Origin of the sequence: Micromonospora sp. M61 (assembly GCF_018070245.1) — a bacterium.
Classification (GTDB): Bacteria; Actinomycetota; Actinomycetes; order Mycobacteriales; family Micromonosporaceae; genus Micromonospora; species Micromonospora zamorensis.
The window spans coordinates 32,966-47,454 of the sequence record NZ_JAGPYA010000042.1 but is presented as its reverse complement, the minus strand read 5'-3'; the positions used below and the strand labels follow the sequence as shown (position 1 = coordinate 47,454).

General features: G+C 72.2%; 15 protein-coding genes. 9 read left to right on the top strand and 6 right to left on the bottom strand.

Annotation, left to right across the window (positions count from 1 at the left end):
* The first annotated feature begins 42 nt into the window (after positions 1 to 42).
* Both KBX34_RS22725 and KBX34_RS22720 read left to right on the top strand, forming a co-directional pair.
* Positions 43 to 834, top strand: a complete 792-nt coding sequence (locus KBX34_RS22725) for a phosphatase PAP2 family protein (RefSeq protein ID WP_210926799.1) — start codon at positions 43 to 45, stop codon at positions 832 to 834.
* A gap of 37 nt (positions 835 to 871) precedes the next feature.
* On the top strand, positions 872 to 1,579 hold the full coding sequence (locus KBX34_RS22720; protein ID WP_210791333.1) for a phosphatase PAP2 family protein: 708 nt from the start codon (positions 872 to 874) through the stop codon (positions 1,577 to 1,579).
* A gap of 13 nt (positions 1,580 to 1,592) precedes the next feature.
* Here KBX34_RS22720 and KBX34_RS22715 read toward each other — a convergent pair whose 3' ends face one another.
* The 6 genes from KBX34_RS22715 to KBX34_RS22690 form a co-directional block, all read right to left on the bottom strand.
* The gene (locus KBX34_RS22715; RefSeq protein WP_210791335.1) at positions 1,593 to 2,771 is read right to left on the bottom strand and encodes a MarP family serine protease; all 1,179 of its coding nucleotides are present in this window, start codon (positions 2,769 to 2,771) and stop codon (positions 1,593 to 1,595) included.
* Between the two features lie 63 nt (positions 2,772 to 2,834).
* Complete coding sequence (locus KBX34_RS22710) at positions 2,835 to 3,527, bottom strand: CoA pyrophosphatase (protein ID WP_088950556.1); 693 nt, start codon at positions 3,525 to 3,527, stop codon at positions 2,835 to 2,837.
* Positions 3,524 to 4,159 (bottom strand): TlpA disulfide reductase family protein, encoded by a 636-nt coding sequence (locus KBX34_RS22705; protein WP_210791337.1) that lies wholly within the window; start codon positions 4,157 to 4,159, stop codon positions 3,524 to 3,526. Before KBX34_RS22705 ends, KBX34_RS22710 begins: the two co-directional genes overlap by 4 nt.
* Positions 4,156 to 4,944 (bottom strand): endonuclease III, encoded by a 789-nt coding sequence (gene nth / locus KBX34_RS22700; protein WP_210926797.1) that lies wholly within the window; start codon positions 4,942 to 4,944, stop codon positions 4,156 to 4,158. The genes KBX34_RS22705 and nth overlap by 4 nt, the downstream gene beginning before the upstream one ends.
* Positions 4,945 to 4,984: 40 nt before the next feature.
* The gene (locus KBX34_RS22695) at positions 4,985 to 6,163 is read right to left on the bottom strand and encodes a CapA family protein (RefSeq protein ID WP_088950559.1); all 1,179 of its coding nucleotides are present in this window, start codon (positions 6,161 to 6,163) and stop codon (positions 4,985 to 4,987) included.
* 56 nt (positions 6,164 to 6,219) lie between these two features.
* The gene (locus tag KBX34_RS22690) at positions 6,220 to 6,882 is read right to left on the bottom strand and encodes an adenosylcobinamide amidohydrolase (protein WP_088952072.1); all 663 of its coding nucleotides are present in this window, start codon (positions 6,880 to 6,882) and stop codon (positions 6,220 to 6,222) included.
* 143 nt (positions 6,883 to 7,025) lie between these two features.
* Here KBX34_RS22690 and KBX34_RS22685 point away from each other — a divergent pair, with 143 nt between their 5' ends.
* The 7 genes from KBX34_RS22685 (at position 7,026) to KBX34_RS22655 (ending at position 14,484) form a co-directional block, all read left to right on the top strand.
* Positions 7,026 to 7,703, top strand: coding sequence for a Crp/Fnr family transcriptional regulator (locus KBX34_RS22685; protein WP_007466162.1), 678 nt, complete (start codon positions 7,026 to 7,028; stop codon positions 7,701 to 7,703).
* 54 nt (positions 7,704 to 7,757) lie between these two features.
* The gene (locus tag KBX34_RS22680) at positions 7,758 to 8,021 is read left to right on the top strand and encodes a metallophosphoesterase (RefSeq protein ID WP_374223717.1); all 264 of its coding nucleotides are present in this window, start codon (positions 7,758 to 7,760) and stop codon (positions 8,019 to 8,021) included.
* A 558-nt stretch (positions 8,022 to 8,579) separates the two neighbouring features.
* Positions 8,580 to 9,185 (top strand): TetR/AcrR family transcriptional regulator, encoded by a 606-nt coding sequence (locus tag KBX34_RS22675; RefSeq protein WP_210926796.1) that lies wholly within the window; start codon positions 8,580 to 8,582, stop codon positions 9,183 to 9,185.
* Positions 9,186 to 9,222: 37 nt separating this feature from the next.
* Positions 9,223 to 10,020 (top strand): TIGR03084 family metal-binding protein, encoded by a 798-nt coding sequence (locus KBX34_RS22670; protein ID WP_210926794.1) that lies wholly within the window; start codon positions 9,223 to 9,225, stop codon positions 10,018 to 10,020.
* Positions 9,939 to 11,693, top strand: a complete 1,755-nt coding sequence (locus tag KBX34_RS22665) for an acyclic terpene utilization AtuA family protein (RefSeq protein WP_374223715.1) — start codon at positions 9,939 to 9,941, stop codon at positions 11,691 to 11,693. Before KBX34_RS22670 ends, KBX34_RS22665 begins: the two co-directional genes overlap by 82 nt.
* The gene (locus KBX34_RS22660; RefSeq protein WP_088950563.1) at positions 11,690 to 12,886 is read left to right on the top strand and encodes an acyl-CoA dehydrogenase family protein; all 1,197 of its coding nucleotides are present in this window, start codon (positions 11,690 to 11,692) and stop codon (positions 12,884 to 12,886) included. Before KBX34_RS22665 ends, KBX34_RS22660 begins: the two co-directional genes overlap by 4 nt.
* A complete protein-coding gene (locus tag KBX34_RS22655) occupies positions 12,883 to 14,484 on the top strand; it encodes an acyl-CoA carboxylase subunit beta (protein WP_210926790.1) in 1,602 nt (533 codons plus the stop codon). Before KBX34_RS22660 ends, KBX34_RS22655 begins: the two co-directional genes overlap by 4 nt.
* Positions 14,485 to 14,489 lie beyond the last annotated feature (5 nt).

The window sequence follows — 14,489 nt, the reverse complement described above, 5'->3', positions numbered from 1 at the left end:
CCGTCAGGCCTGACCGACCGCCAGGTCGGGTAGAACCGACGCATGAGTACGCATCGGCCGCCCACCCTCGCCCCCGCCGGCCAGCCGTCCTGGCGGCGGCGCCGACTTGATCCGGACCATTCGCTGGGTCTGCGGCTGACGCTGGCCGCGACGGCGGCGTTTCTGGTGTTGGTGCCCTTCGCGCTGCTCACACTGCTGGTGCTCGGCGCCTGGGCGCCGCTGCACCGGCTGGACACGGCGGTCACCCACGCGTTGCACGGTTACGCGCTCGACCACCCGGCCTGGGTCACGCTGATGCGGATCTGGACCGAGGTGTTCGCCCCGATGCCGCTACGTGCTGTCGCACTGGTCCTGGTGATCTGGCTGCTGCGCCGGGGCGCCCGTCGGCTGGCCCTCTGGGCGACCACCACCATGGTGGTCGGTGGGCTGATCGGTCCGCTCCTCAAACTGCTCGTCGGCCGGGACCGGCCGGAACTGCTGGACCCGGTGGCACGGGCCGCCGGTTACTCGTTCCCCTCCGGGCACGCGTCGAACGCCACCCTGGCCGCCGGGGTGCTTCTGCTGGTGTTCCTGCCGTTCGCCGGGCGGGGGGCGGCGCGGGTCGCGCTCTGGGCCGCCGCGCTGCTGATCACCGTGCTGACCGGGCTGAGCAGGGTGGCGCTCGGCGTGCACTTCGCCAGCGACGTGCTGGGCGGTTGGCTGCTCGCTGTGGCGGTGCTGGCGGCGACCACCGCCGCGTTCACCAGTTGGCGGGCGCACACCGGCCTCCGGCCGGTCCGACCGACCCGTGACGGCGTCGCTCCCGAGGTGGAGCGGCACCCGGGATCGGCCTGAGGCGTGCCGACGAGGTCGGCAGGGTAATGGGCGGCACATGTCCGAGACCGCGCTCCAGATCGTCCGCCGGGTGCTGCTGCCGGTGTCCCTCCTGCTCGGCGTCATGGTCCTGCTCGGGGTGCTGGTCACCCGCGTGTTCGCCCGAACCTGGCCGTTCACAGTGGAAGACGCGGTGAACCGGGAGTTGGCCGCCGACCGCACCGGCGGATGGAACGACGTCTCTCTGGTGTTCAGCACGCTGGCCAGCACCCAGATGATCGTCGTGGTCACGGTGTTGGTGGCGCTGGCGCTGCGGCTCTGGTTGAAGCGCTGGCGGGAGCCGCTGTTCCTGTGCGCGGCGGTGATCGCCCAGGCGCTGGTGTTCCTGCTGACCACGCTGGCGATCGACCGGCAGCGGCCGGCGGTGGAGCACATGGATGTCTCGCCGCCCACGTCGAGCTTCCCGTCCGGGCACACCTCCGCGGCGGTGGCGCTCTACGTCGGCATTGCCGTGCTGATGGCGTTGCGGGCGCGCAGCACCGGGGCGAAGGTCGCCTGGTGGAGCCTGCTTCTGACGGTGCCGCTGGGGGTGGCGCTGACCCGGATGTACCGGGGGATGCACCACCCGAGCGACGTGGTGGCGTCCTTCCTCAACGGCGGCACCTGCGTCGTGATCATGGCTCGGGCCGTCCTCGACCGGGGGCTGCGGTGGGGGCGGGCGAAGCTGCCGACCGTGGGGCGGCCGGCGCTGTCGACCCGGAGCTGACTCCGCGCGGCTCTCAGGTGCACTCGCCGGTGGCGACCTGCCGGTTGCGTTCGGCGCCGGCCAACGCCACCGGGCGGGCCTCCGCGGCGGTCACCGCGAAGCCGGTGTTCGGGTCGTCGGCCGCCGCCGCGAAGATCACGCCGAGCACCAGGCCGTTGGCGGAGAGCAGCGGGCCGCCGGAGTTGCCGCTGCGGACCAGCGCTCGGATGGTGTAGATCTCCCGGGTCACGTCGCCGGACGAGTAGATGTCCGGGCCTTTGATCCGGTCGACGTCGCGGACCCGCGCCGACTGCGCGTTGTAGGGGCCGTCGAGCGGGAAGCCCAGCACGATGGCGTCGGAGCCGCTGCCCGCGTTGCCGGCGGCGAACCGCAGGGACGGGCCGGGCAGCCCGGGCACGAGCAGCACGGCCAGGTCCCGGTCCGGGTCGTAGACCACCACCTTGCCGTCGTACCGCTCGCCGCCCAGCTCCACAGCGACCGAGCGGGTGCCGGCGACGACGTGCGCGTTGGTCATCACCCGGTCGTCGGCGTACACGAAACCGGAGCCCTCGATGCGGCGCGAGCAACTGGGCGCCGAGCCGAGGACCTTGACGACCGACCGCTGACCGTTGACGACGACCTGCGAGCCGGCCAGGGCCGGGTCCGGTGGGTCGACCTGCCGGGCCCGGGTGGGCGTGAGGTCACCGAAGACGTCCGGGAACCCGTCGGTGTCGACGGTGTCCTCCAGCGCGGTCGACAACTGGTGGGCCTGCTCCGGCACGACCCGGTTGACCACCGAGATCAGCGCGCTGTTGCGCACCGCGGCGGCGAGCCAGGGCACCGACGACGAGCCGAGCGGCACCGCGACCAGCCAGGCGAGCAGCAGCACCGCGAGCAGTGAGACGAACGCCCCACCCACGTCGTCGACCCGTTTGCCCACGTCGCTGGTGATGGTCTTACGCAGGTGCGACCCGAGCCAACCGGCCAGCGCCTGCCCGACCACGGCCAACCCGAAGATCGCCACGAGCGAGATCAGCACGCGGGTGCCGGCATCCACGAACTGTCTGGCGAACAGCGGCCCGAGCTGGAGGCCCAGCAGCAGACCCAGGAAGAAGCCGGACAGCGACGTGATGCCGATGACGAAACCCTGGCGGTATCCGCTGATCGCGAACACGAGCATGAGCAGCAGGAGGACGAGATCCACGACGGACACAGGTCAAGCGTACGGGCAGTGCGCCTCCCGGATGACCATCGCTTGCCGAAGGTGACCGTGCGATCAGCGCAGGGCTGTCTCGTCCGCGTTGTCGGTGCCCGCCGAGGGCGCCGGCGTCGCCCCGCTCGGCGGGAGCTCGACCACCCGGCCGTGCGGCCACGGACGCGCCCAGCCCCCCATCTCCAGGAGGGTGGCCAGCACCCCGGCGGTGAAGCCCCAGACGAGCATCCCGCGCGCCGAGAACGCCGGCCCGATCCAGCCGCTCGGGTGGCGGACCCGCATTCGGTTGGCCGGGTCGACCAGCTCGCTGACCGGCAACCGGGCGACGTGCGCCACCTCGGCCGGCTCCCGGGGGTGCACCGGGTGCGGGTCGTGCCACCAGGCCAGCACCGGGGTGACCACGAAGTCGCTGACCGGGATCCACAGTTTCGGCAGCTCGGCCAGCACGGTCACGCTGGTCGGGTCGAGACCGACCTCCTCGTTCGCCTCGCGCAGCGCGGTGGCGCGGACGTCGGCGTCCTCCGGGTCGGCAGCGCCGCCGGGAAAGGCGGGCTGGCCGGCGTGGTTGCGCAGGGTGGCGGCGCGTTGCAGCACCAGCACGTCGGGGCCGGCACCGGGTTGCTCACCGAGCAGCACCAGCACGGCGCTCTCCCGACCGCCCTCGGCCGGCGTGGTCAGCCGGGTGAAGTCCTCGGCGCGGGCGGTGCCGAGCCGGGTCAGCAGGGGCTCGATCCACTCGGGTGGTCGACGGGTCACGCCGGCACCGCCAGGCCGAGGTGCTGGCGGACCAGCTTGGCGAGCTGGGCATCGTCGAGCGCGCCGGTGGCGTCGATGTGCCGGATCTGGCCCTGCGCGTCGACGAAGAGGGTGAGCGGGAAGGCGTTGCGCTTCAACTCCCGTTGCAGCGCGTCGCCCTGGTCGACCAGGATCGGGAAGCGTACGCCGAAGTCCTCGCCGATGGACTGGGCGCCGCCCCGGCTGTCGCGGGTGTTCACCCCGACCACCTGGAGTTGACCGGCGGTCCGTTCGCTCAGCCGTTGGAAGGCGGGCAGTTCCTTGCGGCACGGCCCGCACCAGGACGCCCAGACGTTGATCACGGCCGGCCCGGCCACGTCCCGCAGGGCGACGGGGGCGCCGCCGGTGAAGCAGGACAGCGTCAGCTCCGGCAGCGCCTTTCCACCGGCGGCGGCCGTCGTGCCGGTCGTGGTGGGGGCCGTCGTCGCGGTCGACGTCGGCGCGGTGCCGAGCTTCGAACAGTCCCGGAACGGCGACGGCCGCTCAGCGGCGGCCGTCGGCCGGGGGGCCGGGTCGTCGTCGGCCTTTCCTGCGGTGCAGCCGGCGACGACCAGCAGCAGCGGCAGGGCGAGCAGGGCGAGCCGCCGGTTCACGGCACCTCCGCGGCGATCGCCTGTGCGGGCACCAGCTCCGGGTCGACGCCGACCGCCACCGCCAGGTCACGCGCCCGAGGGCCCTTGAGAAGCTTCGCGGCGGCTGCCGGATCGGTGGGCCCGGTGCCGTAGGAGGGGCAGAGCTTCGCGAGTGTGCACGCCCCGCAGGCGGGCTTGCGGGCGTGGCAGACCCGTCGCCCGTGGAAGATGATCCGGTGCGACAGCATCGTCCAGTCGCGCTTCGGGTAGAGGGCGCCGACCGCATGCTCGATCTTGACCGGGTCGGTCTCGGTGGTCAGCCGCCACCGGTGGACCAGCCGTTGGAAGTGTGTGTCGACGGTGATGCCCGGGACGTCGAACGCGTTGCCGAGGATCACGTTGGCGGTCTTGCGGCCGATGCCGGGCAGGGTCACCAGGTCGACGAGCCGGCCCGGGACCTGACCGTCGTACCGGTCGAGGAGCGCCTGGCCGAGCTTGAGCAGCGAGTCGGTCTTGTTGCGGTAGAACCCGGTGGGCCGGATCAGCTCCTCCATCTCGGCCCGGTCGGCCCCGGCGTACGCGGCGGCGCTCGGGTAGCGGGCGAAGAGCTTGGGGGTGACCTCGTTGACCTTCTTGTCCGTGCACTGCGCGGAGAGGATGGTGGCGACGGCCAACTCCAGGGCGTTGGAGTGGTCCAGCTCACAATGCGCGTCGGGGTGCGTTTCGGTCAGCACTCGACCGATCTTGCGGGCACGGCGGGTGCGCCCGAGGTCGGTCTCGCTGGCGCCGGGAGGACTGTCGGTCACGACGGTCAGCCTACGTCGCGCCCCGGACGTTCCTGGCGGGTCAACCGCCGGCCGGCGGCGAGATCTTGCCCTGCCCGTCGAGCCGGGCGCCACCCTTGGGGAAGTCGGTGCGGCTCAGCTCGGTGACCAGGCCCAGACCCCGGTCGTTCGGGTCCATCGTCGGCTTGCCGGCGTCGTTCATGTACGTCGAGGTGAATGAGCCGCCGGCCCAGGTGCCGTCCGGCTTGAGCGACACCTTCAGCACCCCGCCCCAGCCGAGGCGGCCGTCGTTGTTCAGCGAGTTGCCGCCGCCGGCGAAGTTGCCCAGGCTGTACGCGATCAGCCGCCCCTGGTAGAACTCCATGCCGCGCAGCACGTGCGGCCCGTGCCCGACGATCAGGTCGGCGCCGGCGTCGATCATGGCGTGGGAAAACTTGACCGGGTCGCCCCGGTTCTCGCCCAGGAACATCTCGGTGCCCGGCTTCACCCGGGTCTTCTCCGCGCCCTCGCCACCCATGTGCACCTGCACCACGACCAGGTCGGCCATGGTGGCGGCCTTGGCGACCACCGTCTTCGCCTTGGCGATGTCGACCAGACTGTTGGACCAGACGTACGACGAGAAGCCGGCCACGGCGACCTTGACGCCCTTGACGTCCACCACGGTGATCTGGTCCGGGGCACCGGTGTGCTTGAGGTCGTACTTCTCCAGCGCCTTCTGAGTGTTCTCGTAGCCCTTCGGCCCGTAGTCGTAGCCGTGGTTGTTGGCCTGGTTGAGCACGTCGAAACCCGCGTCACGCAGGTGTGCGGCGTATTCCGGTGGGGCCCGGAACTGGAAGCAACGGGTGGAGTTGGCCCCGCACTTGCCGGTGCCGGTGTCCACCGTCAACGGCTCCTCCAGGTTGCCCATCACCAGGTCGGCCTTGAGCGCCTCGGTGACCGAGGTGAAGAAGCCCTTGCCGCCGGCTGAGGGCAGCCGGCTCGGCGCGTTGCCCATGATGATGTCGCCGGTGGCGGAGAGCGAGATCGCGCCACCCGCGCCGGAGGTCGCGCCCCCGCTGGCATCCGGGCCGGCCGTGGCCACCGGAGCGCCCGTGCCACCACCACCGGCGCCGGGCTGCCACACGGGGGCCTCGCCGCCCGCATCGGAGCAGCCGGCGACGAGCAGGGCGGCCAGCAGCGCGGCGAGGCCGAGGGCGACGCGGCGACGCGGGCGGGACGCAAGGGGGGCGGGAGCATACATCGCCCGCGACCCTACCTGTCGGCAAACGCGCCGACGACAGCCGATCGGTCGAATCTTTAGCTGGTCAGCTGGTCCGACCAGGGCACGACCGCCCGGGAACCCCCGGCGAGCACCGCCGCGTGCACCGCGCGAGCCAGCGGGGCGCCCCAGCTGGAGCGCGGCCCCCCGTACGCGGCCTCGGGCCCGTCGACCGGGCAGAGGACGGTGACCGCGTCGGTCGGGGTGCCGGTCCCCGGCAGTCCCAGCTCGCTGATCGCCTGGGTCTTCGCCTCGGTCGCGGTGGCCACCGCGTTGACCAGTGCCGAGTCGGCGAGCCGCGCCGGCACGTACACCACGATGTTGACCGTGCCGACCCGCTGCACGAGCCCGGCCGGAGCTGGCGCGGCCGCGAGCACCGGCGTGCCGAGCCCGACCGTCGCCCAGGCGCGCACGCCGGTGTCGGTGCGCGCCACCACCTCGCCCACGTCCACCCCGGTCAGCAGACCCACCCCGGGCCCGTCGAGGGCCAGGTCGGCGGCGAGGGCCGTCAGGTGCGCGGCGGGGTCATCCCGGTCGTACGACATCGGTACGGTCGCGTTCAGCACCCAGTGCCGGACGCCGATGCCACCGCCCAGTGGGCCGCTGCTGACAGCTCGTAGGGGCACTTCCGCGCGCCAGACGAGCAGCGGAATGTGAAGCCCATCCTCGGCGCGGCTGGTCAGGGTCGGCTCGCTCAGCACGTCGGGCAGGTTACGCCCACCGATCAAGATTCCAGGGGCGACCTCTGATTCGTGCTCACGTGCGCCTAGACTTGGCGGCGCGCGAGGGGATCAGCGGACGGCGGACCCGGCCGACGGACGGCACGCGTAAGCGGAGGTGCGCGATGGACGAGGTACTGGCCCGCAGCGGGATCTTCCAGGGTGTTGACCCGGAAGCTGCCGAGGCGCTTGCCAAGGAGATGGAGACGATCGAGGTCCGCAAGGGCGAGATCGTCTTCAATGAGGGCGAGCCCGGTGACAGCCTCTATATCCTGCTGTCCGGGAAGATCAAGGTTGGTCGCCGCGCAGCGGACGGCCGACAGAACCTGATCGCGGTGATGGGGCCGTCGGACATGGTCGGTGAGCTGTCGCTCTTCGACCCTGGCCCGCGTACGGCGACCGCCACCGCGGTGACCGACACCAGGCTGGTGCGACTGCGCAAGCAGGCGCTGCGGCCGTGGCTGAACAACCGCCCGGAGATCGCCGAGCAGTTGCTGCGGGTGCTCGCCCGGCGGCTGCGTCGGACCAACGACTCGCTCGCCGACCTGATCTTCACGGACGTGCCGGGCCGGGTCGCCAAGAACCTGCTCCAGATGGCTGGACGGTTCGGCACCCGCGACGGCGGTGTCCTGCGGGTGACCCACGACCTCACCCAGGAGGAGATCGCCCAGCTCGTCGGTGCCTCGCGGGAGACGGTCAACAAGGCACTGGCCGACTTCGCCTCGCGCGGCTGGCTGCGTCTGGACGGCAAGAGCATCATCATCCTGGACCCGGAGCGCCTGGCCCGTCGCGCCCGCGTCTGAGCGGTACGTCCCGTCCCCGCCTTCCGTCACCGACGGACGGCGGGGACGTTTCGTCTGCCCGACGTCACCGCCGCCGACCTGATCGTGGTGACCGGCGACATCGCGGCCGGCCCGCAACCGGTCGAGGTGCTGGACGTGCTCGCCGGCCTCGGTGACCGGGTCTGCTGGGTGGGCGGCAACTGCGAACGGGAGCTGGTCGAGGCGCGGGCCGGCAAGCCGGCGTCGGTCGAGGTGTCGAACTGGGCCGCCGGGCACCTGCGCTCCCAGCACAGCGACGCCGACGCGCTGGCCGTCTTCGGCCCACGCGACGGCCGCTGACCCGGCCGGCCTCGACCAGGGGAGATGCCCTCAGTCCACGGTCCGGAATCAGCCACGGGTCGGGCGTAGGGAATGGTCCTCGCTGCCTGTAGAGCTGCCCCGGATCTGGGGCGACGCGACTCAGCCGAGACGGCCAATGCGCTCCGCGAACTCATGGAGAGTCGACACGGCAGTGGGCACGGCTCGATGCGGCGACTGGCCGACAAGGTTCAGCAGGCCACCAACGAATCAGATCCATACAAGACAATCAGTCGGCAGCTCGACGGCCGACCCGGATGGCGTGCACCACTCCGCCCCCTCCCGACCTTCGGCAGCCGACACCCCGAAACCACGGCAGGCCGGTCACGATGGCCGACGGGGCCCGGAGTACGGCTGGATGGGCGAGGGGTTCTTCACCTGAGGGCAGGGTCGCCTCCCCCGGTGACGTCGGCACCTGCCCCATCCATGGGGCAGCTCTACAGGCGCTGTGCCACAAGGTCCCGTCCCACTCCACCCGCGCCGAGCGACACAGAAAAAGTCAGTCTTGACTGTTTGTTTCTCAGGCCGCAGGCTGTTCGCGTGTCCCCCGCATCAACCCGCGTCCCTCAGCAGGAACGCAGCCGCGCCACTCAGGCCCGGCTGCTGGAGGCGACCGTCGACTGCCTGATCGAGCACGGCTGGTCCGGCACCACGACCACCGTCGTCGCCGCGCGCGCCGGTGTCTCGCGCGGGGCCCAGCTGCACCACTACCCGACGAAGGCCGCGCTGGTCACGGCCGCCGTGGCCCATCTCGCCGAGCGACGGGCCGCCGAGTTGCGCAGCGAAGCCGAAGCCCTGCCGGCCGGGCCGCAGCGGCTGGACCGGGTCATCGACCTGCTTGGCGTGGCGTTCACCGGGCCGCTGTTCGTGGCCGCTCTCGAGCTCTGGGTCGCCGCCCGCACCGATCGGGAACTCCGGGACGCCCTGGTGCCGTTGGAGGCGATGGTCGGCCGGGAGATGCACCGGCTCACCGTTGCCATGCTGGGCGTCGACGAGCGTCGACCCGGCGTCCGCGAGGCGGTGCAGGCCACCCTCGACCTGCTGCGCGGGCTCGGGGTGGCCAACCTGCTCAGTGATGACTCGGCCCGTCGTACCGCCCTGTTGACCACCTGGAAACGCCAGCTCGCCACCCTGCTCACGCCCTGACCGCCGGCCGCACCGGCCACCACCGACCGGAGGCACCATGGTCGACCTCACCGACCTGCTCGCGGATCTGGCCGCCGAGTCCGCCCAGCTCGATGCCCTGGTGGCTCCGCTGCCGGCCACCGACTGGGCCCGGCCAACCCCTGCGCAGGGCTGGAGCATCGGGCACCAGATCGCCCACCTCGCCTGGACCGACCATGTGGCGTTGCTCGCCGCCACCAATCCCGAGGCGTTCTACGCGACGGTGACCACCGCCCCGGACGCGACCCGGCTGGTCGACGCGGGCGCCGAGGAGTTCCTCGCGCCGCCGGTGGAGCTGCTCGAACGCTGGCGGGTCGGCCGGACGGCTCTGGCCGACGCGCTGGCCGCCGTTCCGGTCGGCGAGAAGCTGCCCTGGTACGGCACCCGGATGTCTGCCACCTCGATGGCGACGGCCCGGATCATGGAGACGTGGGCACACGGTGAGGACGTGGCCGACGCGCTCGGCGTCGTCCGTCCCGCCACTGACCGGCTCCGGCACGTCGCGCATCTCGGTGTGCGTACCCTCGGGCACGGCTTCGCCGCCCACGGCCGGGCGACACCGACGTCGCCGGTCCGGGTCGAGCTGCTCGGGCCCGGCGGCGACACGTGGAGCTGGGGTCCGGCGGACGCCGCCGACCGACTGAGCGGCCCGGCACGGGACTTCTGCCTGCTGGTCACCCAGCGCCGCCACCGCGCGGACCTCGCCCTGGTCGCCACCGGCCCGGTCGCCGACGAATGGCTCGACGTGGCGCAGGCGTTCGCCGGCCCGCCGGGTGTCGGCCGCAAGCCGGCCAGCGCGGACGGAGCACGCGCGTGATCCGGATCGGCAACGCCTCCGGCTTCTACGGTGACCGGTTCACCGCCTGGCGGGAGATGCTCGACGGCGGCGAGCTGGACGTGTTGACCGGCGACTACCTGGCCGAGTTGACCATGCTGATTCTCGCCCGGGACCGGTTGCGCGACCCCGACCTGGGCTACGCGAAGACGTTCCTCCGTCAACTGGAGACCTGTCTCGGCACCGCCCTCGACCGTGGGGTGCGGATCGTGACCAACGCCGGCGGGTTGAACCCGGCCGGCCTGGCCGCAGCCATCGACACCCTGGCCACCCGGTTGGGCCTGCCCGCCAAGGTGGGGTACGTCGAGGGCGACATGATCCAACGCCCGGACGCGCTGAGCGCGAACGCCTACCTCGGCGCGTTCGGCATCGCCGCCTGCCTGGACGGCGGCGCGGACGTGGTGGTCACCGGCCGGGTCACCGACGCGTCGCTGGTGGTCGGCCCGGCCATCGCCCGGTACGGGTGGGGCCGCGACGACCTCGACCAGCTGGCCGGGGCGACAGTCGCTGGGCATCTCATCGAGTGCGGCGCGCAGGTCACCGGTGGCAACTTCAGCTTCTTCACCGAGCTGCCCGACGGCGGGCACCGGCCCGGCTTCCCGATCGCCGAGGTGTCCGCCGACGGCTCGACGGTGCTCACCAAGCATCCGGGCACCGGTGGCGCGGTCACCGTGGAGACGGTCACCGCACAACTGCTCTACGAGGTCGGTGGGCCGGCGTACCTGGGACCGGACGTGGTCGCCCGACTGGACACGGTGACGTTGCGCCCCGACGGGCCGGACCGGGTCCGGGTCTCCGGCGTCCGGGGCACCCCGCCACCGCCCACGCTGAAGGTGGGCGTCAACAACCTCGGCGGCTTCCGCAACTCGATGACGTTCGTCCTCTGCGGACTGGACATCGAGGCGAAGGCGGCGCTGGTCCGCGGGCAGGTCGAGGAGTCGGTCGGCAAGGACGGCCTAGAGTTCGTGCTGGCCCGGACCGACCACCCGGACGCCGCCGACACCGAGGCGGCCAGCGCCCTGCTGCACGTCCACCTGCGCGACGGCGACAAGGCGCGGGCCGGCCGGGCCTTCTCAGCCGCCGCCGTGGAGTTGGCCCTGGCCTCGTACCCGGGCTGCACGTTGACCACCCTGCCGGGCGACGCGACACCGTACGGCGTCTTCACCGCCGACGTGGTGCCGCAGGACGCGGTGCCACACATGGCGGTGCTGCCCGGCGGCGCGCGGGTCCCGATCGCCCCGCCGATCCGCACCGCGCCCATCTCGGCGGCCGAGACGGCTCCAGAGGGCGACTCGACCCACGACGGTCCGACCCGGCGCGGCCCGCTCGGCGAGCTGGTCGGTGCGCGTTCCGGGGACAAGGGCGGGGACGCCAACCTCGGCGTCTGGGCGCGTAACGACGAGGCGTACGCGTGGCTGCGCGGCTGGTTGACCGTCGCGCGACTGGCCGAGCTGCTGCCGGAGACCGCGCCGCTGTCGGTGCGGCGCTATGACCTGCCGAATCTGCGCGCGGTCAACTTCGTGATCGAGGGCCTGCTCGGTGCCGGGGTGGCCGCGTCCACCCGGTTCGACCCGCAGGCGAAGGCGCTCGGTGAGCTGCTGCGCGCCCGGATCGTCGACCTGCCCGCCGACGCGCCGACGGGGGCTGCGCGATGAGCATCGTGGACACTCCGGAACGGCGGCAGCTGCGGGAGCTGACCCGCGCCTTCGTGACCCGCGAGGTGCTGCCGCACCTGGACGACTGGGAACGGGCCGGCGAGGTGCCGAGAGCCCTGCACGCCACCGCCGCGAAGCTGGGCCTGCTCGGCGTCGGCTTTCCCGAATCGGTCGGCGGCAGCGGCGGTGACCTGCTCGACTCGATCATCGTGACCGAGGAGGTGATCCGCTCCGGCGGCTCGTCCGGCCTGATCGCGGCCCTGTTCACGCACGGCATCGCCCTGCCGCACATGGTGGCGGCCGCCGGTGTGAGCATCGGCGGCTCGCTGGGCGGCCGGCTCGGTGGCACCTCGGCGCCCGGCGACGACGACCTGGTCCAGCGGTACGTCCGGCCGACCCTGGCCGGCACGATGATCGGGGCGTTGGCGATCACCGAGCCGGACGGCGGTTCGGACGTGGCCGGCATTCGCACCACCGCCCGCCGCGACGGCGACCACTACGTGGTGAACGGGTCGAAGACGTACATCACCAGCGGCCACCGGGCGGACTTCGTGACCACGGCGGTCTGCACCGACTTCCCCGGCAGCGGCGAGCTGACCCTGCTGGTCATCGACAAGGGGCTGCCCGGGTTCACGGTCGGGCGCCGGCTGGAGAAGCTGGGCTGGCACTGCTCGGACACCGCCGAGCTGTCTTTCGTCGACGTGCGGGTGCCGGTGGCCAACCGGATCGGCGCGGAGGACACCGGCTTCCTGGCGATCATGCAGAACTTCGCCGCGGAACGGCTCTCGCTGGCCACCCAGGCGTACGCCACCGCGCAGCGCTGCGTCGAGTTGGCGGTGCGCTGGTGCCGGGACCGGGAGACCTTCGGGCGTCCGCTGGCCAGCCGGCAGGTGGTCCGGCACCGGCTGGCCGAGATGCACACCCGCGCCGAGGCCGCCCGGGCGTACGTGCACGAGGTCGCCGTTCGGGTGGCGGCCGGTGAGCCGGTGGTGACCGAGGTGGCGATGGCCAAGAACGTGGCGGTGGCCGCCTGCGACGAGGTCGTCGACCAGGCGTTGCAGTTGCACGGCGGGTTCGGCTACATGCGCGACGCCGAGGTGGAGCGGCACTACCGCGACGCCCGGATCCTCGGCATCGGCGGCGGCGCCACCGAGATCATGAACGAGATCATCGTGAAGGGGATGGGCCTGTGACCACACTGGACACCACGGTCGATCCGTCCGCGCCCGGCTTCGTGGCGAACCGGGCGGCGCTGCTGGAACGGCTCGCCGAGCTGGACGCGGCGCTGGACCAGGCCCGCGCGGGCGGCGGCGAGAAGTACGTGGCCCGGCACCACAAGCGGGGCAAGCTGCTGGCCCGGGAGCGGATCGAGCTGCTGGTGGACGCCGACAGCCCGTTCCTGGAGCTGTCGCCGGTCGCCGCGTACGGCACGGACTTCCCGGTGGGCGCCAGCGTGGTCACCGGTATCGGCGTGGTCGAGGGCGTGGAGTGCCTGATCGTCGCGAACGACCCGACGGTACGCGGCGGCGCGGTCAACCCGTGGTCGCTGGCGAAGACGCGGCGGGCCGGTGAGATCGCGCTGGCCAACCGGCTGCCAATGGTCAACCTGGTCGAGTCGGCCGGGGCGGACCTGCCCACCCAGGCGGAGATCTTCATCCCGGGTGGTCGGGTGTTCCGTGACCTGACCCGACTCTCGGCTGCGGGCATCCCCACGGTCAGCGTGGTCTTCGGCAACGCCACGGCCGGTGGCGCGTACGTGCCGGGGATGTCCGACCACGTGATCATGATTCGGGACCGGTCACAGGTCTACCTGGCCGGGCCGCCGCTGGTGAAGATGGCGACCGGCGAGGTCACCGACGACGAGTCGCTGGGCGGTGCGGCGATGCACGCCGGCACGTCCGGGCTCGCCGACCACCTGGCCGAGGACGAGCGGGACGGCATCCGGCTGGCCCGGCAGTGCGTACGACGGCTGAACTGGCGCAAGCACGGCCCGTCGCCGCGTACGGCGGTGCCGCTGCCGCCGAAGTACGACCCGGACGAGCTGCTCGGCATCGCCAGCGCCGACCTGAAGGTGCCGTTCGATCCCCGTGAGGTGCTGGCCCGGATCCTCGACGGCAGCGACTTCGACGAGTTCAAGCCCGCGTACGGGGGCGCGTTGGTCACCGGTTGGGGCGAGCTGCACGGCTACCCGGTGGGCGTGCTGGCCAACGCCCGCGGTGTGCTGTTCAGCGAGGAGGCGCAGAAGGCGGCTCAGTTCATCCAGCTCGCGAACGCCTCGAACACCCCGCTGATCTTCCTCCAGAACACCACCGGCTACATGGTCGGCACCGAGTACGAGCAGCGCGGCATCATCAAGCACGGCGCTTTGATGATCAACGCGGTGTCCAACTCGACGGTGCCGCACCTGACGGTGAACCTGGGTGCCTCCTACGGGGCCGGCAACTACGGCATGTGCGGCCGGGCGTACGACCCGAGGTTCCTGTTCACCTGGCCGAACGCCAAGTCGGCGGTGATGGGCCCGGCGCAGCTCGCCGGGGTGCTGTCCATCGTTGCCCGGCAGGCGGCGGCCGCACGGGGGCGCGACTACGACGAGGACTCCGACGCGGCGATGCGGATGATGGTCGAGCAGCAGATCGAGTCCCAGTCGGGCGCGCTGTTCCTCTCCGGCCGGCTCTACGACGACGGCGTGATCGATCCCCGGGACACACGGACCGTCCTCGGGCTCTGCCTCTCGGCGATCCACAACGGCCCGGTCAAGGGTGCCGACGGCTACGGCATCTTCCGGATGTGAGAGGC

What these genes read in the sequence shown, in the direction of transcription:
- KBX34_RS22720 (WP_210791333.1), top strand. Translation starts at nt 872, where the DNA reads ATGTCCGAGACCGCGCTCCAGATCGTCCGCCGGGTGCTGCTGCCGGTG.
- KBX34_RS22695 (WP_088950559.1), bottom strand. Translation starts at nt 6,163, where the DNA reads ATGTATGCTCCCGCCCCCCTTGCGTCCCGCCCGCGTCGCCGCGTCGCC.
- KBX34_RS22725 (WP_210926799.1), top strand. Translation starts at nt 43, where the DNA reads ATGAGTACGCATCGGCCGCCCACCCTCGCCCCCGCCGGCCAGCCGTCC.
- KBX34_RS22670 (WP_210926794.1), top strand. Translation starts at nt 9,223, where the DNA reads ATGGTCGACCTCACCGACCTGCTCGCGGATCTGGCCGCCGAGTCCGCC.
- KBX34_RS22665 (WP_374223715.1), top strand. Translation starts at nt 9,939, where the DNA reads ATGGCTCGACGTGGCGCAGGCGTTCGCCGGCCCGCCGGGTGTCGGCCG.
- KBX34_RS22660 (WP_088950563.1), top strand. Translation starts at nt 11,690, where the DNA reads ATGAGCATCGTGGACACTCCGGAACGGCGGCAGCTGCGGGAGCTGACC.
- KBX34_RS22685 (WP_007466162.1), top strand. Translation starts at nt 7,026, where the DNA reads ATGGACGAGGTACTGGCCCGCAGCGGGATCTTCCAGGGTGTTGACCCG.